Annotated in this window: 17 protein-coding genes; all 17 read right to left on the reverse strand. The window is 38.6% G+C overall.

Annotation, left to right across the window (positions count from 1 at the left end):
* Positions 1–3 precede the first annotated feature (3 nt).
* Positions 4–1,419, reverse strand: a complete 1,416-nt coding sequence (locus tag DS885_RS05480; RefSeq protein WP_113818396.1) for a phosphomannomutase — start codon at positions 1,417–1,419, stop codon at positions 4–6.
* A gap of 17 nt (positions 1,420–1,436) precedes the next feature.
* Complete coding sequence (locus DS885_RS05485; RefSeq protein WP_113818397.1) at positions 1,437–5,150, reverse strand: glycosyltransferase family 4 protein; 3,714 nt, start codon at positions 5,148–5,150, stop codon at positions 1,437–1,439.
* An 11-nt stretch (positions 5,151–5,161) separates the two neighbouring features.
* On the reverse strand, positions 5,162–6,361 hold the full coding sequence (locus DS885_RS05490) for a hypothetical protein (RefSeq protein ID WP_113818398.1): 1,200 nt from the start codon (positions 6,359–6,361) through the stop codon (positions 5,162–5,164).
* A gap of 18 nt (positions 6,362–6,379) precedes the next feature.
* Positions 6,380–7,558 carry a hypothetical protein gene (locus tag DS885_RS05495; RefSeq protein WP_113818399.1) on the reverse strand — a complete coding sequence of 393 codons (1,179 nt, stop codon included), beginning with the start codon at positions 7,556–7,558 and terminating at the stop codon, positions 6,380–6,382.
* A 17-nt stretch (positions 7,559–7,575) separates the two neighbouring features.
* Positions 7,576–8,757 (reverse strand): hypothetical protein, encoded by a 1,182-nt coding sequence (locus DS885_RS05500; protein ID WP_113818400.1) that lies wholly within the window; start codon positions 8,755–8,757, stop codon positions 7,576–7,578.
* Positions 8,758–8,872: 115 nt separating this feature from the next.
* Positions 8,873–10,285, reverse strand: a complete 1,413-nt coding sequence (locus DS885_RS05505) for a mannose-1-phosphate guanylyltransferase/mannose-6-phosphate isomerase (protein ID WP_309472381.1) — start codon at positions 10,283–10,285, stop codon at positions 8,873–8,875.
* An 89-nt stretch (positions 10,286–10,374) separates the two neighbouring features.
* The gene (gene manA, locus DS885_RS05510) at positions 10,375–11,601 is read right to left on the reverse strand and encodes a mannose-6-phosphate isomerase, class I (RefSeq protein ID WP_113818402.1); all 1,227 of its coding nucleotides are present in this window, start codon (positions 11,599–11,601) and stop codon (positions 10,375–10,377) included.
* Complete coding sequence (gene rfbB / locus DS885_RS05515) at positions 11,602–12,681, reverse strand: dTDP-glucose 4,6-dehydratase (RefSeq protein WP_113818403.1); 1,080 nt, start codon at positions 12,679–12,681, stop codon at positions 11,602–11,604.
* Between the two features lie 440 nt (positions 12,682–13,121).
* Positions 13,122–13,466, reverse strand: coding sequence for a four helix bundle protein (locus DS885_RS05530; RefSeq protein WP_113818406.1), 345 nt, complete (start codon positions 13,464–13,466; stop codon positions 13,122–13,124).
* Between the two features lie 112 nt (positions 13,467–13,578).
* On the reverse strand, positions 13,579–14,523 hold the full coding sequence (gene rfbD, locus DS885_RS05535) for a dTDP-4-dehydrorhamnose reductase (RefSeq protein ID WP_113818407.1): 945 nt from the start codon (positions 14,521–14,523) through the stop codon (positions 13,579–13,581).
* Positions 14,524–14,555: 32 nt separating this feature from the next.
* The gene (locus tag DS885_RS05540) at positions 14,556–15,512 is read right to left on the reverse strand and encodes a glycosyltransferase family 2 protein (RefSeq protein ID WP_113818408.1); all 957 of its coding nucleotides are present in this window, start codon (positions 15,510–15,512) and stop codon (positions 14,556–14,558) included.
* The gene (locus DS885_RS05545) at positions 15,509–16,312 is read right to left on the reverse strand and encodes a glycosyltransferase family 2 protein (RefSeq protein WP_113818409.1); all 804 of its coding nucleotides are present in this window, start codon (positions 16,310–16,312) and stop codon (positions 15,509–15,511) included. Before DS885_RS05545 ends, DS885_RS05540 begins: the two co-directional genes overlap by 4 nt.
* Positions 16,313–16,315: 3 nt before the next feature.
* Positions 16,316–16,861 carry a dTDP-4-dehydrorhamnose 3,5-epimerase gene (gene rfbC, locus DS885_RS05550; RefSeq protein ID WP_113818410.1) on the reverse strand — a complete coding sequence of 182 codons (546 nt, stop codon included), beginning with the start codon at positions 16,859–16,861 and terminating at the stop codon, positions 16,316–16,318.
* A gap of 1,239 nt (positions 16,862–18,100) precedes the next feature.
* Complete coding sequence (gene rfbA / locus DS885_RS05555) at positions 18,101–19,006, reverse strand: glucose-1-phosphate thymidylyltransferase RfbA (RefSeq protein WP_220149650.1); 906 nt, start codon at positions 19,004–19,006, stop codon at positions 18,101–18,103.
* Between the two features lie 40 nt (positions 19,007–19,046).
* Positions 19,047–20,369, reverse strand: coding sequence for a lipopolysaccharide biosynthesis protein (locus DS885_RS05560; RefSeq protein WP_113818412.1), 1,323 nt, complete (start codon positions 20,367–20,369; stop codon positions 19,047–19,049).
* 114 nt (positions 20,370–20,483) lie between these two features.
* Positions 20,484–21,272, reverse strand: a complete 789-nt coding sequence (locus tag DS885_RS05565; protein ID WP_113818413.1) for an ABC transporter permease — start codon at positions 21,270–21,272, stop codon at positions 20,484–20,486.
* 49 nt (positions 21,273–21,321) lie between these two features.
* Positions 21,322–23,070, reverse strand: coding sequence for a polysaccharide biosynthesis/export family protein (locus DS885_RS05570; RefSeq protein ID WP_181817703.1), 1,749 nt, complete (start codon positions 23,068–23,070; stop codon positions 21,322–21,324).
* Positions 23,071–23,088 lie beyond the last annotated feature (18 nt).

A 23,088-nucleotide genomic window follows, 5' to 3' on the forward strand; every position in this document is an offset into this window, starting at 1 on the left:
AAGTTATATCAATTGTATTTTAGTTAATACTTGTTGAACGTAAGCCCTTGCTTGCTTTTCTGTCTCACTTTCTGCATAACAACGCAATTCAGGTGCATTACCTGATGGGCGTAAATGAACAACATCATTATTATCCAGTGTTAAACGTAAGCCGTCAGTGACATCAACATGAGTAACGGAATCATCATAACCAAGCTGTGCTAATAGCGCTTTCGGGTCATTAATACCTTCAGCAATAATTGACAGACTACGTTGAGTCTCAAACTCTTTAATACGGTCACTTGCAGTAAAGCGCTGTGGTAGACTTGCAACCAATTGAGATACACCAACTTGCTTTGCTGATGCCAATAACACTATCGCAGGAAGAACAGCATCTCGCGTTGGTAACGCAGTTAAACGACTATTATTAATCGTAATATCTGAACCTAACAAAAAGCCACCGTTTGCCTCAAAACCTGCAACACTAGCAAACTCTGAGTTTAATGTAGCAAACTCCGCAATGACGTAAGGAGAACCAATCTTTGTACGAGTAACTTGTTTAAAACTAGCAGACTTTTCAACAGCAGTATTACAACTAACAGGTATTGCAAGCGCTTCAATGTCAAGTAATTGCGCACAAAGAAGCCCTAAAATATCGCCTCTTAACCAATCGCCATTTTCATCAGCCACTAATGGTCTATCGCCATCACCATCCGTAGAAAAAATAAAATCGAATTGATGTTCGGTAGACCAGTTACGTGCTTTAAGCGCGTCTTCATCACTTACCGCTTCAGTATCAATAGGGACAAACACATCCGAACGTTCTAATGCAGTAACGCTAGCGCCTAGTTTAGTAAAAATATCAGCATACAAGTCTCTACCAGCACTTGAATGCTCGTAGATACCTACTTTTTTACCCGCCAATACACCATGATCAAATAACGATGTGTAACGTTCGATATATTGCTCTGCAGCCGCCGGGTTAACACTTAACTCATCAAGAGAGGTAATCTCTTCAAATGAAGCATTATTATCTAATATCAACGCCTCATCTTGCTTGTCGATTTCACCATCTGGACGATAAAATTTAAGCCCATTTCTATCAAAAGGAATATGACTTCCCGTCACCATAATTGATGGTATTTTCTCTGCCATTGCAGTTGCAGCTAACGCAGGAGTAGGGACAACACCGTAATAGACAACTTCCAGCCCTACTTGAACCAGCATTGCTGCACAAGCTTTTGCGATGTCAGGGCTACTTGGACGATTATCTATTGCTAGTGCCACTTTAGTGAAGTCAAAACCACCTTTCATGACATCGATAAATGCAGCAGTAAAAGCTGCACATGTATTACTAGTAAAATCAGTTACTAACCCACGAGCACCACTTGTGCCAAAGCCAACGCCTGATGCTTTAATTACTTGAGATGTTATTAACATAAAAATATAAACCTTAACTATTTATTAGCGTTCAGGGTGGTGAATGAAATATTCGCAAAACAGATTGACAGCATACGCTCTCCACCGAGCTCTTGAGCATGACCATTAGTAACAAACTTAATACGATATTGATTTTTAATTAACGCGCGCATTTGGTCTTTATTAATGTCGAAGATGTATTCCATAAAATCACTTGAAATAATTTTATTCTCAATGAGTTGTTTGCCAAAAAAGAGATGAAGTTCAACAGGACCTTGAATTTGTTTAAATGGAGAACAAACGACTCTCACTTTAGTCATTAATGTTTTTTCTTTAATCAAGTTGCTGATATCGATTTCACCAGTCATTTCAGACATCCACACATGCGAGCCTTCTAACTCATTAAAGCCACGTAATGTAATAGCGGAGTCTGATGAAAATGACGCAGATAATTCTTGAGTTGTCGCATTATCAGCAGTTAATGGTTCCATCCAAGCAAAGTCGTCAACCTGAACTTTAGGCTCAACTTTTAATTGCTCAATTTCATGAGTTGCTAGATCAAAACGCCACGCGTGATCTTGATAAGTAACTTCAATAAATTCAGAAGCTTCAATATGCTTAGCATTAGTAAATAGACCAATATAACCAGAATTATAAGCTTCAACACAATCAAAGTGACTAACAGCCCAAACACCTTTGTTAGATTTATTACCTTCTTTATCCACTAAAGCATAAGTAAAGAGTGGCGCTTTATCTTGGTCGTAATAAGGTAAAGCAAACTTTTCACTATTAATCACAGAGAATAAAAAGTATTGCTCTGTGTCTAAAGCGGGCCCAAAAGGTCCACGGAAATAAACCAATTGAGGCGCACTTAACTTAACCTCTGCCGGAGCAAGCTCTACATGAGCATCAGCCACATAAGGCTGTGTCAATAATAGATTTAACTCATTACCAAACCAACGAACACCTTCTTGCACAAGCTCTATACCAACAGAGTGAGCACCTTTTAGTAACCAATCTGTATCCACACGAATTGGCATAATAATTTCATTACCCACTGGCAATACAAACGGTATATGAGTGCGTGGGTTATCGTAATTTAAAATGTTTCCGGCCTTATCATATAAATGATAACTCAGATTGATATTTCTACCTGCAGGATGTCCTAAATTGCTTGACCACAAATTTTCACTTAAATTTTTCACCGCAACAGCAATACGTAAGTGAGAACCGTCATCTGACAAGAATGGTCCTTCTGCAATATTCAATGAATGTGCTGTTTCATGCTCATTTAACGCTTTAAGTGTATAAATTTCACCAACATCATCAAAACGTGTATTTGGTAATACTTGTTCAGGCTCATAATATTTATGCCAGTTACCATTTAACACAACGTCTTTAATTTCCTGTGCACTTTCATCCCAACTTGGCCAGCTCACTTCAACTGATTTGAGGTCATCATCTAACTCGGTCTCAATATATTCTACAATCGTATTTGCCAACGATGTAGCAGAGCCTGTCTCAAAATAAGTGGCTTTAGGCGCCCCTTCACCAACTTCACGGAATACCGGTAAATCAGCCAAAATAACAGGGCAGTTTTTACGCCCCGCTTCGACCACAGGTAAACCAAACCCTTCAAGGTAAGAGGTCATAATAAGCGCATCAGCTTCTTGGTAAACGGCAGCTAATCCAGCATCGGAGATGCCTTGACGCCAAAACAGACGTTTTTCTCGTTCAGGGTGATTTTCCAGCATCGCTTGTAGTAGTTTTGTATCCCAACCTGCTTTACCCACAATCACTAAGTTAACGTCAACACCTTGTTCCCATAATTTCTCAAAGGCTTTTAAACCGTAGTATTGCCCTTTGCGTGGTTCAATAGTCCCTACCATTAAAAAGGTCGGACGCGTTTTAACAAAACCAAGTTCAGCAGCATCAGGCTCAACATCAGCAAAATCAGCCCCTAAACGAAAGTAACCAATTTTCATTGGACGAGGTAATTTAATATCTTCAATAAGCTGATAAACTTCGTCGGCTACCGCGCGTGAAACACAGACAATCCCCGTTGAATACCCCAGTACAAATTCAAACCAACGTCTAAACGCCGGCGGCATACCTTCATCAGTCATCGCCGACATGGTTAACGGTCCAATATCATGAATACCATGTACCACTTCTTCACCGCAGACTAACGCATCGGCTAATCTAGGCTCTTGCCCTTCAATGAAGGTCCAAGAACTATCCAGCAATAAGTATGAGTCATTACGTTGAAATGCAATTCTATTTTGAGGCGTTAGTTTGACGGCAGGTTTACTTAATTCAGACAGAGCATACCAACCAGAAGCATCTCGACAATAACTTAAAACTGTTTGATTATGCTCAGTTGCATTTTGTTTTAAGGCTGCTTTTGATAAGTTATGCATCACACGCTGAATGCCTGATAACACAGGGCTTTGTGCCGTTGATGTCACATCCATAATAAGGCGGGACTCAACTTCATTTTCAACAAAGTTGTCAGCTAAAACTTCCGTAGAAGGTGAAACTGGACGTTTATTTAACGCCTTGTAAAATGCATCAATACTTAAGTCAACCGCTTTTTCCCAAGAGAAGGTCGACGCTCGATGATAACCGTGGCTAATAATGGCTTCTTTAAATTGAGGCTCTGATAATAATTTTTGTAAAAGATGGGTCAGTGTATGGTGAACATCAGGATCAAATAATTGTGCTTCATTTTGTACCACTTCTTCAACCGCACCGCCCGCAGCCGAAAAGAAAGGAGTACCACAAGCCATTGCCTCTAATGCACCTAAACCAAAACCTTCCATACGTGAAGGTTGAACAGCAGCAACAGCATTTTTATAGAGATCAACAAGCTCTTTATCAGAGATATAACCGGTCGTTACTAAACAAGTTTGTGGAATATCATATTCATCAAAAATAGCACGTAAAGGTGTAATATATTCATCACCAAAATCCCCTACTAACACTAATTTTAATTCACCTGAACGACATGCAGGTAAATTAGCCATGCCTTTGACTAAACAAGGCACGTTTTTACGCCAGTCCATGCCGCCTACATAGACTATATAATCACCATACTGTTGAGCCAGTGAGTTTTCATCATAAACCCAGTCATTGATGAGAGATTGAATTTCATCAGATAAACCCGCTGAGATGGCAACACTATTTTTTTGTTGATAAATATCTTGGTACTCATCTTCAGTAAATTGAGAGTTACACAGCACCACATCAAAGTTAGCAATTTCATCAAAACGACGATAATACAATTTATGAGCATTCTCATCTTGTAAATAAACATCAGGGTATCGATGTGGAATCGCATCATGAAAAATGCATGACGTTAAAATACTTTTATCAACATAGGCAGTCTTAATAAAGGGGTTAGAGCAATCAACAGAACCTTCGAAAGGGCTAGGGGAAATCGCAATGTCAGGCTTAATCATATTAATATGATCGGCTAAAATATGCTCATCTGTCATGCGCTCTGTACAGTAACCTCGTCTAACTTCTCCATCAGGTGTAATACCGTACCAAATCTGTATATCACAATCAGGAACAACCTTTTTGATATAGTGCCTTGCTGCAACGGTCTCCTGTTTCATTGAACCATTTAAAGAGACAACTAGATCAACTTCCTTTTCTGCCATCTTTTTTATAAAATCAATAACATAACGGCCAATTCCGCGCACATTACTGCCTGTTTGAAAACATTGTCCATCTACCCAAACTTTCATTATTCCATGCCTTATATTTTTACTGTCTGTAACTTAGTTTTTAACGCGTTCACTTTATCGCTAACGCGTTTTAAGTTGTATTTACTTTCAAAATTAATACCATCAAACTTTGCTAATAAACTAAGTAATTTCACTCTAAAAGCAGCTGCATTACTCGGATTCCCCCTTGCTAATGCACGTTCTATTTTTATAAACTCATTTTCACACTGTGCAATATTAATTTCGCAATAATTACGTATTAGTATTTCCACTAAAAATTCAATAGTATCGCTTTGCTCAAACATTTTTTCAGCAGTCCCATCAACAGGAAACTTTTTTAAATCAGCTTCAACATCAGTAAGTGAAAAATGAGGGTTAGCTTCACAAAACTTTAAGTTCGACTCTCGATAAAACGCATTAATTTTCGACGCAAGCGCTCTCGATATGGTTATAGGCTCCTTACACTCTATTTGTTCAAAATATAAGTTAAGTAATTCTTTTTTCATTGAGATTGATTCAATTGCTTCATTTAATTGATGAGCAATTAACCCCATTCTATAGTCGAGTTTTTCGTTTACCCTCGCAGGGGTTTCAAAGTCGGCTAAACCTACACCAACTATTTCAGCTATATCTGCAACAACATTTTTGTGTTTGTTAAAGGGCTTAAATGTAACTTGATTAAATACCGTTGACCAACGTTGCCACATAGCAAAATTATCAAAATAAGTAATATCTTTTTGCCACTTATTATCAAGCTCACTTTCAAATATATCTAAATTACGAATATTTACTGAGACTCGACTTTGGAATAATTCTGCTTGGGGCCTGATATAAGCAAGTATTTCTATATCGTCAAAGTAAGGAGTAAATAGCTTCTTTACCTCTTCAACCATAGCGATATTATCGATTCTGGAGTGAAAATGCTCACTCGATACAAAAAAGTAACGGCTATTTAGACTTTGAGCACACTCAACTTCTTTAGCTAAATCTTGCTCAACCTGGCGCTTAAATTGCTCGTGTTGGTCTACGCTTTCAATACCATAGCGAGTAAAACCATCATCAGGTTCGTTCGATAAGCGAGCATACACACTTGCTTTTCTATGATCGAGCACACCTAATGACTCGGAATAAAACACACCAGCCTCTTTCAATAGTTCTCTATTTTGTGAGCCCCATTGTTGTACTGATGAAGAACCTGTTTTTTCAGTACCAATATGAATAATAAGTTTCATTACTTATCTCACCTTATTTTATAGTTTAGTCGTTTCATTAATTAAGTCGCTATAGAGCTGTAATTTATTTTTAATGGTAGGTCCTTCTGGCCTTATTTTATGTGCTAGACTCATTAACTTATAAGCTGTATCTATTTCCGTATTCTCAAATTTTATTGCTACATCTCTGCATACATCAGCATAACTATCATCAATTGTTGAACTTAATAGCAATTGTATTAACGGTAATAAATCTTTGACTACATGTTCGACATTTTCATTTTTATAACTTTTTTGAGGTGGAGATGGCATAAACAACTGCGTTTTTTTATTAAAATACTTTAAGGCAACTTGGGTATTAATCACTTTAAATTGTTGGAATAGTTTTTGGTATGTAGTTTCATCAACATTCTCCCCTTTGCCTGAATACTGAACATGTATAAACTTGCTAACCGCTGGGCTAAGTGGTTTTTTTATTGCTGAGTCACTGTTTATTGCTTTTAACAAACACTGACCAATGTAATTAAGTGATTGATTAGTTTGTTGTGAACGTATAATTTTGGTTTGGGATGTATCAAACTCTATTTTGTAAAAAAAGTCGTCGACTATATCGTTATTTTTAAGTGTTTTTTTATCAAACAAGCCAACAATTAAATTACTTTTACCAAATACAGCGCTCCACCTATCAAGTAAATCAAGGTAGTTGTAATAAGGGTTTTGTGGTGAGCATTTTTTTATAAAGTTACTTAATTCACTAGACCCTCCTGTTTTTATACTTGTTGAGTAATGTGATAAACAAGTATTTACCTGCTCTCTAAGATAACAAATGACCTTTACGTCATTGAAATATTTTGCTACCAAACTTTTCATTAAGTCAACTTCAGATTGATTAATTAATAATGAATGAAAATGTTCACTACTAATTATTACTGTATGAATATTGCTAGGTAGACTTTCAACTTCATTTTCGAAGGCTTGTTCAAAGTTACTTTTAAACTCTCGCCTTTTTTCTATAGTGTTAATATTATTATTTTTAAAGTAAGGATCATCTCGGCTTTCATCCATACAATAAAGGGGATACTTTAAGTTATTAATTTTACCGCCACATTGTGAGAAGTAATACCCATTTTTAATAAGTAGAGCTCTATTACTTTGTAAAGCCTCTTGGATAGAGCTTGTCCCTGTTTTTTCAGTTCCTATATGAACAATAAGTTTCATTACTTATTTCACCTTATTTATAGTTTAGTTGCTTCATTAATTAAGCCGCTATAGAGCCGTAATTTACTTTTAATGGTAGGCCCTTCTGGCCTTATTTTGTGCGCTAGACTCATTAAATTATAAGCTGCATCTATTTCCGCATTTTCAAGTTTAATTGCAACATCTCTGCATATATCAGCATAAATATCATCAGTTGTTGAACATATTAGTAATTGTATTAACGGGAATAAATCTTTAATCACTTGTTCAGCCTCCTCATTTTTATGCTTTTCTTGGGGTAGAGAAGGCAAAAACATCGGCGTTTTTTTATTAAAATACTTCAACGCAACTTGGGTATTAATCACTTTAAATTGTTGAAATAGGCGTTGATATGTTGGCCCATCAACATTTCCCGCCTTCCCTGAATACTGCGTATCTATAAACTTACTAACAGCAGGATTAAGCGGTTTTTTTATAGTTGGGTCACTGTTTATTGCTTTTAACAAACACTGACCTATGTAATTAAGTGATTGATTAATTTGCTTTGAGCGTACAATTTTAGCTTGCGGTGCATCAAACTCTATTTTGTAAAAAAAATCATCGACTATATCATTATTTTTAAGATTTTTTTTATCAAATAAGTCAACAACTAAATTACTTTTACCAAATACAGCGCTCCACCTATCAAGCAAATCAAGATAGTTATAATAAGGATTTTGTGGTGAGCACCTTTGAATAAAAGTACTTAATTCATCGCTATCACCTGTTTTTATTCTAGTGGAGTAATGCGATATACAAGTAGCTACTTGATCCCTTAAGTAACACACTATTTTTATACTAGAAAACATATTACCCAGCAAAGCCTTAAAGGTTTCTACCTCTTGCACGTTCACTAACAAAGAGTGAAAATGTTCGCTGCTTATAATGACTGTATGTATATCTTTTAAAGCATTTACTTCATCTACAAAATTTTTTTTTAAATCGTTGTAGTATTGCCCTCTTTGCTGGCTAGTTGTTATGCCGTTTCTAGTAAAGTAGTGGTCTTCATCTTCTCGGTCATGGCCCATGCAACTTAACGGAAATTGTATGTTATTTCTGTTACCTGCACATTGTGAAAAATAAAAACCGGCTTTTAAAAGCAGCACTTTATTTTCAAATAAAGCATTTTGAATAGAGCTAGTTCCAGTTTTTTCTGTACCAATATGAACAATAAGCTTCATAACAACCTACAACCATTAGAGTTAAACTTTAAACTACATACAGTATAAATATAGGGTGGCTATTTTCATTTATATACATACGAAAATAGCCACATTCTAACTTTAAAAATTCAGTTTAATCTTTATCAAAACCATATAAATCTTCTAAGCGCACTATATCATCTTGTGCAATATAGGATCCTGTTTGCACTTCCATCATCACTAAAGGAATGCTACCTGGATTTTCAATGGCATGTGCTGCACCAATTGGAATATACGTGGATTGATTCTCAGTAATTAATGACTCTTTGTTGTCACACAATACTTTTGCAGTACCCGATACCACAATCCAATGCTCAGCTCTGTGATAATGCATTTGTAAAGATAAACGCGCATGCGGTTTAATCGTCACCTGCTTAGACTTATAACGCTCACCACGTTGTAATAGATTGATGTGGCCCCAAGGGCGATAAACCGTTCTATGTTGTACTGACTCAGAACGCTTTTCTCTATTAAGTTCTTCTACTATTTTTTTAACGTCTTGTACTCGTGACTGATCGGCCACTAACACGGCATCACTGGTTTCAATGATCACTAAATTATTCACACCAACCGTCGCAACCAATTTGTCACGTGCATCAATTAAACAACCACTGGTATCAATGGTTTTGATATCTCCACGTTTTACATTTTGCTGCTGGTCTTTCTCTTTGACTTCCCAAATAGAAGACCATGAACCAACATCACTCCAACCGGCATTTAAAGGCACCATAGCAGCATGTTCAGTTTGTTCCATAATAGCGTAATCGATTGAATCATCAGGACAGGTTAAAAATGATTCGGCATCAACACGAATAAATTCTGAATCCGTGACGGCATTTTCTACCGCAGCTTTACAAGCTGTTAATATTTCTGGTTGGTGTTTTTCAAGCTCTTGAATGTAGGTGCTGGCTTTAAATAAAAACATACCGCTATTCCAAAAGTACTCACCAGACTCAACATAACGTGTTGCGGTTTCAAAGTTTGGTTTTTCTACAAACTCTTCAACTAGCAAACATTCACTGTCTTGAATTTTTTGACTACTACGGATATAACCGTAACCTGTTTCAGGCTTATCAGGGACGATACCAAATGTCACTAATCGTCCCTCCTTGGCACATTTTTCAGCTTGTGCTATCGCATTATGGAAAGCAGGGACATCACTAATAACATGATCAGCAGCTAACACTAATAGTAATGGATCTGAACCTTTCTCAATCGCCTTAATTGCCGCTAATGCAACAGCAGGAGCAGTATTACGCCCTTGTGGCTCCAATAATATCTCACCGCCTAACGCATCAATTTCATTCAGCTGTTCAGCAACAATAAAACGATGCCCTTTATTACAAATAATAGTAGGGGCAAGCGTTTTTAACCCTTTTAAGCGCAAGATCGTTTCTTGCAACATCGTGCTTTCACCCACTAATGAAAGAAATTGCTTTGGGTGCTGTTTACGCGATAATGGCCAAAGTCTCGACCCGTTTCCGCCTGACATAATTACAGGTAAAATCATAATTTCCCTTTAATATTAAAACATAAATTGTTTATAAAATGACAAAGCAGTATGACTCAGCAGAGTTATACTGCTTTTAAAATTAACTACGCACTAGGTGTTATAGCTCTTGCTATTTTTGCATTACCTTGTACAACATATTGTTTACATTGGGCAGAAACAAAATAACTATCGCCTTTTTCAAGCAATGATTCTCGCTCGTTTTCTGTCGCCCCTTTGAGTGTTAATTTCCCCTCCACAACAAATAATATTTCCGCACTATTAACCTCAATAGTGCCACCTGCTTCAGTGACCTCTAAAATACTAAACTGAAAGTCTATGGCTGGTGTAACGTAAATATGCTCTTGGTTATTACGTGCTAACCTTGGTTTTAATTTTAATTCCGCTAAAGGCGTCGCTTCAAACACAGTTGTCGACATTAATTCAGGGACATCAATGTGTTTAGGCGTTAAACCACCGCGCAGTACGTTGTCTGAATTGGCCATTAACTCTAACCCAGTGCCCTTTAGGTAAGCATGCGGTGTACCTGCTTTTAAATACATTGCTTCATTTGGCGCAAGAATAATGTAATTCAGTATGAACGCTGATGTAATACCAATATCGTTAGGGTAATAGTCATTTAACGATATTACTAACTGGTAAGCGTTTAATGCTTCTTCCGATAGGAGTTCATTGTTTAACTGTTGCGCACAACCTTCTAATACTTCCGCCACGAACTTCGTTTTATCGGGATGCGTTAAGATACTTTGATAAAATTGCTTTAACCCTGCTGACTGTTGCTGGTTTTTAAACTCAGTCAATAAAGGTCGAATAAGGTCACTCTCAATGCGTTCAAATAGGCTAATAATGACATCAAATTCTCTGAACCCATTTAATGCATGATACTCCGTAATAGAAAAAACTAATTCTGGCTTATGGTTATCATCTTTATAGTTACGATGTGCCGCATCCAATGGGATATCAAGCAAATTTTCACGTGCCCACCCATCTTCAGCTTGTTGCTTATTAGGGTGACTTTGAATCGATAAAGGTGACTTTGCAGACAACACTTTAAATAAATAAGGCAGACGGTTGTGAAAACGCTCAGCACATGATGTGCCTAATACGGTATCAGGCTTCGAGGCGATATAGGCATCTAACGCAATAGTTTCCCCTTCACTTTGGATCAAAGAGGGAGCTTTAGGATGCGCCCCCATCCAAAGTTCAGCCATTGGTTTATTGTGTGAATTTTCATAACCAAACAGCTCAGTCATGCTTTTTTCACAACCCCAAGCACTATTCATGATTGTGTTGTTAAGTTTAAAAATACTCATTTACAATAATTCCTTCCACCAAGCCTCATTTTTTAAGTACCACTCGATGGTTTTACGAATACCTGTTTCAAAAGATTCGACAGGTTTGTAACCTAACTCTGTATTGGTTTTTGTTGCATCAATCGCATAACGCCAGTCATGGCCTGCGCGATCTTCAACAAAGGTAATAAGCGAGGAAGCTTGGTCTACTAATACGGCTTTAGCCTGCGGGAAACGAGATGCGAGAGCCGGATCCTTAGCAAAAAACTCCCCCATAAGCTTACAAACTAGTTTCACGATATCGATATTCGCCCATTCATTATGACCACCGATATTGTAGTTTTCACCTAAACGACCTTTATTTAATACAAGCTCAATACCACGAGCGTGATCTTCTACGTATAACCAGTCGCGAATTTGTTGACCGTCACCGTAAACCGGCAATGGTTTATCGTGCAGGATATTAGTAATGATTAATGGGATCAGTTTTTCTGGGAAATGGTACGGGCCATAGTTATTTGAACAGTTTGACGTCGTTACTTCTAAACCGTAAGTATGATGATAAGCACGCACTAAATGGTCACTTGCCGCTTTAGACGCTGAATAAGGCGAATTTGGTGCGTAAGCTGTATCTTCGGTAAAGGCTGGATCTTTAGGACCTAATTCACCGTAGACTTCATCCGTAGAAACATGGTGGAAACGATGTTTAAGCGGCGCTTTACCATCTGCTTTCGGATCATCAATCCATACTTTCTTCGCTGCTTTTAATAAGCTGTATGTACCAATAATATTGGTTTCAATAAAGGCATCTGGCCCAGTGATTGAACGATCTACATGAGACTCAGCTGCAAAATGCACTAAAGTATCAACCTTATGCTCTTTTAATAGACTTTCTACTAACGCAGTGTCACAAATATCGCCATGAGCAAATACAAAATTTGAGTTATCTTCAACAGACGCTAAGCTTTCGCGATTACCTGCATAGGTTAAGGCGTCTAATACCACAATTTTGTCTTGTGGGTTGTTTGCAAGCCAATATAGAACGTAGTTTGCGCCGATAAAACCAGCACCGCCAGTTACTAATAAGTTTCGTTTTTCCATATCTTGTTACTACCTTTTGAGCTTAAAATTGTATTCTTTGTGAGAGACTCAAGGTTCAAGAGACAAGGTTCAAGGTAAAAGTTAAAAGGTTCAAGGAAAACAGTTATCACCTTATGCCTTGCTCCTTGCATCTTGAAGCGAAGCACACTTACCTCTTTCTCGAGGTTCAAGGTAAAAGGTTCAAGGAAAACAGTTATCACCTTATGCCTTCCATCTTGCTCCTTGCGCCTTATGCCTTGTTCCTTAAAGCTTGCGCCTTGTTCCTTGCATCTTGAAGCGAAGCACACTTACCTCTTTCTCGAGGTTCAAGGAAAACAGTTATCGCCTTATGCCTTCCATCTTGTGCCTTGTTCCTTAAAGCTTGCGCCTTGTTCCTTAAAGCTTGCGCCTTGTACCTTATTCCTTGCATCTTGAAGCGAAGCACCCTTAACCTTGCACCTTCAACTTCCCTTTTTCACTGCCATTAAACCCGCTATCATTCTTGATATTTCTTCTGCTTCTTTTACCCAAAGCATGCCTATTTCTTTTTCTATGTAGTTAATTTTAATACCAATATAAATTTGAGTTCTTAGCTCACCGCATGAGCCTTTGGCATACGACAGAAAGTTAACAAACTCTTTGTCACTTTTTCTTTCATAGCCCTCTGCAATATTAGATGGAACTGAAAGTGAGGAGCGTGTGATTTGATCTTTAAAGCCAAAGTCTTTTGAAGCTTGGAAATATTTATATATTTCAGCAGATAACCTGGCAGAACGTTTCCACACATCTAAATCTTCAAATCGCATGAGCCCCCCTTAATATAAAAAAGGTTCAAAGAACAATAGTCCTCACCTTGCACCCGAACTCTTATACCTTTAACCTCGCTCCTTGCACCTTATTCCTTTAACCTTGTACCTTTTACCTCTCACTTTCGGCGAGTTCATCCATCATAGTTGATAGCTGCTTGCGCCAATGCTTTGTTTCTACGCCACTCGCTTGTTCTGCAGTACTTTTATCGATGACGCTAAAGCTGGGTCTTGTTGCTGGTGTTGGGTAGGCGCTAGCGGGAATTGGTCGTACTGGGATGGCTTTATCCAACATACCTTTTTCAATGGCCAGTTCTTGAATGGCTACCGCAAAGTCATACCATGAACACACGCCGGCATCAGTCCAGTGTAGCAGGGTGGCTGAAGAAGAAAGGTTCAAGGGCACTTCGCTTAAAGGTTCAATGTTTTCCTTGTTCCTTTCATCTTGTACCTTGCCACTTTTATCTACTAACGACCAGATCATTTCTGCTAAGCCTTTTGCCCAGGTTGGGGTGCCGACTTGATCATAAACGATGCCTAGTTGCTCTTTTTCAGCCATTAAACGTAGCATGGTTTTAACGAAGTTATTGCCATTGACGGAGTAGACCCAAGCGGTACGAATGATAGTCGCTTGTTCACCTAGAATAGTATTGACTTTACGATCGCCGGCTAGCTTTGATGCGCCATAAACATTAATAGGATTAACGGGATCATCCGTTTGATAAGGAGTGGTTTTCGTGCCATCGAAGACAAAATCGGTAGAGACATGGATCAGTTTTGCTGATACCTTTTTACAAGCAGTAGCGATATATTCACTGCCCAAGTCGTTCACAGCGTAAGCGGTTTCTGTATCACTTTCAGCTTTATCGACGGCAGTATAAGCAGCGGCATTAATAACAACATCAGGTTGAAATTGCGTGATGGTTTGATTCACTTGATCTGCATTGGTGATATCAAGCTCTTCAACTGAACAACTAAGTAATTGTATGCCTTGTGGTGCTAGCTTCTCTAATTCCCACGCGAGCTGACCGCCCTTCCCTGTAATTAATACTTTCATAGCAACCTTACTTGTTTTAAATTATTTTTTTATTACTTTTGTTTTTTTTTACTATCCAAAAGTGATACTAAGAGCGCTACTTTACCGAAAAAATGAGATCGAGTCACTTTCCCTTTACAAAAATAAGACATTTTTTTGCACAAAGTCGCGTCACTGAGACTACTCAAAATAGCGAGGGTTTCATTCTCACTTAATTTATTTTTTTGTTCGAACTGTTTAAAGGCAATTGCTTGATTAATAATGCCTTGTTGGCTTTTTTTAAATTGGCGTAAATGGTGAGTAAATTTTAAAAACAACGAGATAACACTGCGTTCACGTGCACCAATAGTGTTGTGATGATGTTGACGATATTGGATCAATGCTTTGTCGATAAACACTATATATCCGCAACGATGCGCCACCAGTGCTAACCACCAATCATGCATGTAAGCTTGCTCTGGTATTGGCAAAGCTTTATCCATTAATGCACGATTAAATAAGGTAGTACAGCCTGAGACGACGTTCTGTTGGCATAGCTGTTTAAATGTGCGATGCCAATCTTTGCTGATGTTCTTTAAGCTAAAGTAGCTATCGCAAATGAGTTGCAAATTTTGATCAACAATTTGCTTGTCACTAAAGACTAATATTGGCGTATGAGACGGTAATCTGTTTTCTGCTTGTTTTAAGTGCTGTATCGAAGCGCTGATTTTTTCAGGGAACCAAATATCATCTTGATCGCACAACATGAGGTAGTTCGCCGAGGTTTTAGTTAACCCATAGCCGAAATTATGACTTGGGCCGTGTAAACCACTTTCATTGAGATGTAGCTCTATGCGCTGATCTTGTTTAGCTAGCTGCGTAACAAGGTTGAGTGTGTTATCCGTTGAACCATCATCCACAATAATTAAACGTGAGACTAAAGCGTGATAATCGATACAAGCTTGAATTGACTGTATCTGCTCAGCTAAGAAACGTTCTCCGTTATAGGTGGCGAGTACGATATCGATCATTTTTTATATCTATTCTGATATTCAAGGCGCGACGTAAGTGCGGTTTCTTGTTTTTTAGAGAAGGAGTATTTGAAAACGCTTTGTACATGCCAAAAGAAGTATTTGCTCATAAACTGCTTACTGGCACAACGTCTAAAATGCACCGCTTTAACGTTCTCTAAATATTGTAATGGAAAACCCGCTTTATTCGCTCTGAAGCTGAAATCGATATCTTCACAATACATGTAATAGCGCTCATCTAAGCCATTGAGTTGATTATACAGGTCCGCTTTGATGATCATAAAAGCACAACTCGCCCAATATTCTCTATTGTTAGCAAGTCCTCTTTTTCTGTTAACCATGGTTGAGCGATCGTTTAGTAAGTAGGTTTTAACAAAGCTGGAGAATTTAGGGTAAAGACGAATATTATCGTCTTGCACCATCTCTTCTCTGTCTAAAAATAAGTTTCCGACACCTAAATTAATGGTTTGGTTTTTTAGTACATCAATCAGCTCGAGTATATTTCGCTGGGTAATAAATACATCTGGGTTTAGTAGAATAAAGTAGTCATCTTCTTCCATCCCTAACTCAAACTTACAATGCATGTAATTGGCATTATTGTTAGCAGAAAAGCCTTGTTCATGCCCATTAGCAAGGTAGTGTGCATTGTACTTGTCACAATATTTTTTTAACTTGCCAACGGGATCATTATCTCGACAGACGACAGTGATTTCATCGTATTTCGAGAGTGCCTTAATAGTGCCTAGGTTGATGATCACATCATGATGGCGGTGCGACACTATTGATATAAAGATGCGCATTAATTAAAACTTTGGTGCATCAGTAAAGCTTAAACCTGCTTCATCTTTGGCAGAGAGTAATGGTTTTTTATCTGCTGCGATTGGCCAATCAATGCTCAGTGATGAATCGTCCCATTTTAGAGAGACTTCTGCGTTTGGGTTGTAAACGTCTGTACATTTATAGACGAATTCAGCTTCGTCAGTAGTGACGTAAAATCCGTGTGCAAAGCCTTCAGGCACCCACAGTTGGCGTTTGTTTTCAGCTGAAAGTAATACACCAGCCCATTGTCCGAATGTTGGAGAGTCTTTACGCATATCTACGGCAACGTCAAATACTTCACCTTTGGTGACACGCACTAGCTTACCTTGGGTGTTTTCGGTTTGGTAATGTAGACCGCGTAGAATACCGTAACTCGATTTACTGTGGTTCTCTTGTACGAACTCACGTTCACCACAATGTTCGTTAAATAATGTGGTGCGGAATGTTTCCATAAAGAAGCCACGTTCGTCACCAAACACTTGTGGTTCGATAATTTTCACATCAGGAATATTCGTTTCAATAAATTTCATAAATACACTCAGTTATAAGTTACAAGTTAAAAGGCTAAAGTTACAAGTTAAAAGGTTAAAGTTACAAGTTAACAGTCAAAATCAACACCTTCGCTCATCGCATAACACTGTGATAGCTATCAAGCAAAGCTTGATACTCGGGGCGCATGCTTCAGCCTGCCAGTATGCGAATTATCGCATACAACGATTAGTATCGCTGAGCAAAGCGAACCGTGAATGACTAAAACAGCACAATCAAAACACAAAAAAACAAAATCAAAAGAAGCAGGCTGAAGCATGCGCCCCTTAAAGATGTATCGTAACTTACTATATTATTCGTCAATTACGTCACATCAAAATTCAACACCTTCGCTCATTGCATAGCAGTGCGATAGCTATCAAACAACGTTTGATAGCCGGGGCGCTGGCTTCAGCCTGCCAGTATGCGAGTTATCGCATACAACGATTAGCATCGCTAAGCAAAGCGAGCCGTGAATGACTAAAGGCTACATTCAAATTCAACACCTTCGCTCATCGCATAGCAGTGCGATAGCTATCAAGCGAAGCTTGATACTTGGGGCGCTTGCTTTAGCCTGCCAGTATGCGAGTTATCGCATACTGTTGTTAGTTACGCTTCATTCGAAATCAAAGCTCAAGTTCAAAAAACTACAGTCAAAAGAAGCAGGCTGAAGCCAGCGCCCCAAAAACATCGAAACTTACCATGCAGTTCGTTAAAAGCATTACATTCAAAATCAATCAACACAAAAAACACTGCAAGCTGAAGCATGCGCCCCTAAAGATGTTTCGTAACTTACTATATTATTCGTCAATTACGTCACATCAAAATTCAACACCTTCGCTCATTGCATAGCAGTGCGATAGCTATCAAACAACGTTTGATAGCCGGGGTGCTGGCTTCAGCCTGCCAGTATGCGAGTTACCGCATACGTTTTTAGCTACGCTTTATTCAAATATAAAAGCTCAAGTTCGAAAGGCTACATTTAAAATCAAAACACAAAAAAACAAAATCAAAAGAAGCAGGCTGAAGCCAGCGCCCCTAAAGATGTGTCGTAACTTGCGCGACACTCAGCTCAAAACAAGCAGGCTGAAAAAAGGAATCGCAGAGCTCTTCCGCTCATTGCTCTAGCCTGTCGGCTAATTCACCCAGCGCCCCTTAAAGATGTTTCGTCAACTACGTTGTACTAACATCGAACACACAAAATCCAAAAAAGCAGGCTAAACCATGTGCGCCTAAACATGTTATGTGCTTGGTAATATTCTTACTTCTAGTAGGCTTAGTAAGTACTCACCGTAACCTGATTTTTTTAATGGTTCTGCTAGTTTTTTGATGCCGTCTGCGTCTATGTATCCCATACGGAATGCGATTTCGCCTGGGCAACATACTTTTAGACCTTGGCGTTTTTCGATAGCGCGTATGTATAGTGCTGCGTCTAACAGGTCATCTAATGTGCCTGTATCTAACCATGCGGTACCGCGGCCCATTACTTCTACTTTTAATGTTTTATTATCAAGGTATTGAGAAATAACATCAGTGATCTCTAATTCGCCACGTGGTGACGGTTTAACATTTTTTGCGAATTCAACAACATCTGCATCGAAGAAGTATAAACCAGGCACGGCGTAAGAAGATTTAGGCTCTGTAGGCTTTTCTTCAATCGAAATCGCTTGCCCTTCATCATTGAATTCAACCACACCATAAGACGTTGGATTTGCCACGTAGTAACCAAATACAGTTGCTCCCGTTTCTTGTTTGTTAGCTCTTTGTAATGATTTAGCAAGGTCATGACCATAAAACAAGTTATCGCCTAGAATTAATGCGGCAGGTGACCCATCTAAAAACTCTTCGGCTAATAAAAATGCTTGTGCTAAACCATCAGGACTTGGCTGTACAACATATTCAATGCTCACCCCCCATTGTGAACCATCTTTTAATAGCTCTTTAAAACGTGGTAGTTCCAATGGTGTTGAAATGATTAATATTTCAGTAATACCGGCCATAAACAGGTTAGAAAGTGGGTAATAGATCATCGGTTTATCGTAAACCGGCATCAACTGCTTACTCACAACTTTTGTTAATGGATAAAGTCGCGTACCTGAACCACCAGCTAAGATAATCCCTTTGCGGTTTAATGGGTTATTATTCATACTCATTCCTTTCCATTTATTTGTAACAATTGAAATAACGTTATTTCAATTCTTTAATTGTACTAATAATTATTTTACCGATACCAAAAGCAAGGCTTAATAATAGTAAAAACAATGAAATGTTATAGATGACATCTGGGTATTTGCTGTCTTCACTCAAGGTTGCTTTTTCAACGGTAATTAAATATTTCAATTGGCGATAAGCCTCTATACGAGACTTTTCTAATGAGATTTGCGATGACGTATAAGCTTGTAACGCGAGATCCATTTTGATTTTATAGTCAGTAAAGCGAGAGAGAAGTTCACTGACCGGCACTTCGTCTAATCCAGTTTGTGACAACTTATCTCTTTCTACTTCTAACTGTGCATTTAATGCAGATAACTCATTTTTTAACCCTTGTACCTGTGGAGAGCTATCACTCATGATCGCTTTTAAGGTTTTTATTTCTGTCTGTTTAGTGGCGATTTGGCTTTCGATGGTATTAGTAATCGTTTGTTTGGCGGTGCCTTCAGCAGTTGGATCTAATAGGTTATATTTTTGCTGGAACACTAATAAGTCTTTTTGTGCAGAAGAAAACCGTTCTTCGATGCGTTTATGCTCGCCTTGCATAAAAGTTAATTGTGCATTAGCGAGTTGATGGCCAATGGAGTTAATAAACCACTCCGCTCTCTCTACTATAGTGTTGGTGAGTAACTGTGCGTATTGGCTATCAAATCCCTGCGCTGCGACTGTAATTACTCCTGAAGCATCATCTAATATGACATCGACATGTTCTTGATAATATTGGTTTAATGCTTCTTTAGAATCGTCATCATGAATACGGCTAAAGAAATCGATATTAGATTGAGAGTAATGTTCTCTTAAGGCGATGTTATTATCTAAATATTCGACCATGTCATTAGAGTAGATATAAGCTTTCACCAGTTCTGGGTCCGACCCACTACTACTGCCAGTTAATCCCGTTAATAACGCCATCCCAGAATCCATGGTTGAAGCACTATCAGGTTGCTGGACAATCACCTTAGCTTGACTTTCAAAACGCTCCGTCGCCCATAACAATTGATAAGCTGCAAAGATTAAGGTGGGCAATACAACACAAGCAAGGAAAGGCGAACGTTTTAGTTTAGTCAGTTTTGAATGGGGTTTAGCAGTCGCTTTCGTTTTTTGAACAGGTGGATGCTGTTTTGGCTGAGCTTGCTTTTTAACCTGTGATTTTAGATTGTTCACTCGGATTAAAATACGATCTGATAATTCAGGATCTGTTGCTCTCAATGACTCTGCTTTCTTTTGTAAAAATTCAACATGATTAAACTCTGCTGGAGTGATTGAATTTTTAAACTCATTAAATCGTTTATCTAACATAAGTCGCTATAAAGGCTATAGGTAGTAATACCTAAAGGCTTGAAAATTAATAAAAGCTTTAAATATTAATGTTTAAAGCCTGACAAATAGAGCCGTTATCTGTTTGCAATGAGATTAACGACTTATCGCTTGTTTCCACCCGATGTGATAACAAGCGAGTGCAAAAAACACGCTAATTAACGTACACATATCTAAAAAGAAATAACTTACCCCTTCATGACCGTAACTTGGATAAGCCGCATAACGAGTTAATTCTACGGCGTGCAATAAAGGGTTCCAATCTAGGTAGTGCCAATACTCTCTTGGAATATCTTGTAAACTGAAGAATATGCCAGAGATAAAAAACAGAGGACGCGTCAGTAATTGTTGTATTTTTTTTAGTTCCGGTATAAAGCAGTATGATAAGCCAAATATGGTGCCTAAACTGACGCCTATTAACCACACTTTAAAGAAGTTAGTGATCACTGAAATGGCATCATGGACGACTATGTCTATCTGCAAAACAAAACAAATTAAAGCAATGACAAATACAACAGCAATCTTGATGAGTAGTTCAAAGAAGCCAATTGCGATAATTGAGCTGATAGGTTGTACCTGCCTAAAGGCATACAAAGGTTTATTTTTTTGTACGGCACCACTCGTTTTACCTAATACACTTAAGAAAAATTGAATTAAAATCATGCCGTAAACCATAAAAAACATAGTTGGCATGCCGTGCGTATCGCCTCCACCAGACAATAAGGTACGCATTGCTGTCATACCCGCAATCATGATCAAAGGTGAAACCACGGTCCAAATTAGCCCAATTTTATCGGTCGATTGGCTTTTAACTTCACGTAAAAAAATGGCAAATATCACGTCTCCCCAGACTTTCAGGGTTGAGCGTTTTTGAACTAAAGCCATTGTTTTAGGCCTGCCTGATCAGTGAATATTTGCATGTTGAGGCTGTACATTAGTTAATGGCCACATTAGCTGCAACAGCAATTTGATAAACAATTTGTGTAATATCTTTAACAGACTGAATGATTTTTGTATCCACTTTCGGTAATACTAATACTTGATCACCACGATTTATCTTAATGGATTTAGCCTCTTTATCATCTTTAGCAAAGATCACCATGCCGTTAGCACGCACAATTGAGATACGCTCATCGTCAGCTCTGTCAGTAAAACCGCCAGCCCAAGCAACGTAATCGTCTAAAGTTGCATCTGGGTTATAAACAATCGCCTGCGGAACGAGGACTTCACCACCTACATTGATTAAGTCGGTGTAATGTGGGATGACGATTTGATCCCCCTTTTCTAAGAAGATATCTGCTGTAACACCATTATCGGATACGATGACTTTACCTAATGGTTTTACTTGGCGCGCTTTTTCGACAAATTGCATCACTAGTTCCGCTTCTTTTGCACGAATCGATGCCTCTCCATCTGATGCCGCAGGAGCAGTAAAGACACTTCGTTCAAGCCTATCTAATGAGTCATCTAAGATCTGTTTTTGACGTTCAGCCACACTTTTCCTTAAGATGTAAATCGATTGATTATCAGTTAGCTCAGGTACGATAGGGATGGCATTAAGTAGGTCGTGTAAACGAGTGCTTTTTTTCACGGCAAAATATGATGGGCCAAGGTAGCTGCCAGATACTTGCACATCAATGACTTGTGCATGGTTATCGTCATTAAAGACTAGGCTATCACCGTCTTGTAATGTGTAGTTTAAGAAATCTTGATAGGTCAGATAAACTGAGAAAGGCCCCGTGTCACGGGTACCAAACACGCCTACGTGACTTATTTTCACCAGTGGTTTCGCGTATTCTGCTAGCTCACGGCCTTTGGTTTGTTTTTTCTTTAACTCAAAGCGGAATGGGTTTTTAACACCACCAGACACATTCACTGCAGACTTTTGTGGTTTAACGAGAATGACGTCTTTATCTTTAAAGGTAATGCTTGGTAATTGCCCCGTTTGTACAAAATTGTACAGGTCGACCTCTTTTAAGACTTTATTGTCTCGAATAATTTGAATACTGCGGTAACTGCCACGTTCAGAATCGATACCACCAGCACGTTTTAAGTAATATAAAACACTGTCTGATGCCATACCTGCATATTGCCCAGGACGAATAATTGCACCAGATAAATACACGCTTACCGGCGTGGCTGTTAGTAGGTTAACGTAAACTTCAACGTTGTTGGTGTAAATGGCTTTGATTTTAGATTGTACTAGTTGGTTTACCTGGCTTGCTGGCACATCTAACACATTGATTGGCCCGATATTAGGTATGAAGATGTTGCCTTGGTTGTCGACGGTTACTACACTGCTGTAGGAAACTGCGCCCCAAATCCAGATATTGATTTGGTCGCCTGCTGCGATCAGGTAGTTTTCGTTTAAGCCGTCAACACGTTCGGTTTCATACCCACCAGCGAATAAGTTTGCGCCATAAGGCGGTGGGTTATCTTCACCTGATGAAGGTAATAGTTCACTTACGTCCACTTCGCCTGGTAATAAAATGCCTGAACGAGATTGATTTTGATAAGAGCCAATACTGCTACTGGCGGCATCGTCATTGGCTTCTATTTGTGGAATGCCAGCACTAGTGCTGTTTTGAAGGTCAATCGTGCTTGGCTCAAAAGCGGCAAAAGCATTTGGCATGATAAATACACTTGTGAGTAACCAAACCGTGGTTGTTTTAAAAATATTCATATTAGGCTCAACATTGTT

Source organism: Psychromonas sp. B3M02, from assembly GCF_003318165.1.
Classification (GTDB): Bacteria; Pseudomonadota; Gammaproteobacteria; order Enterobacterales; family Psychromonadaceae; genus Psychromonas.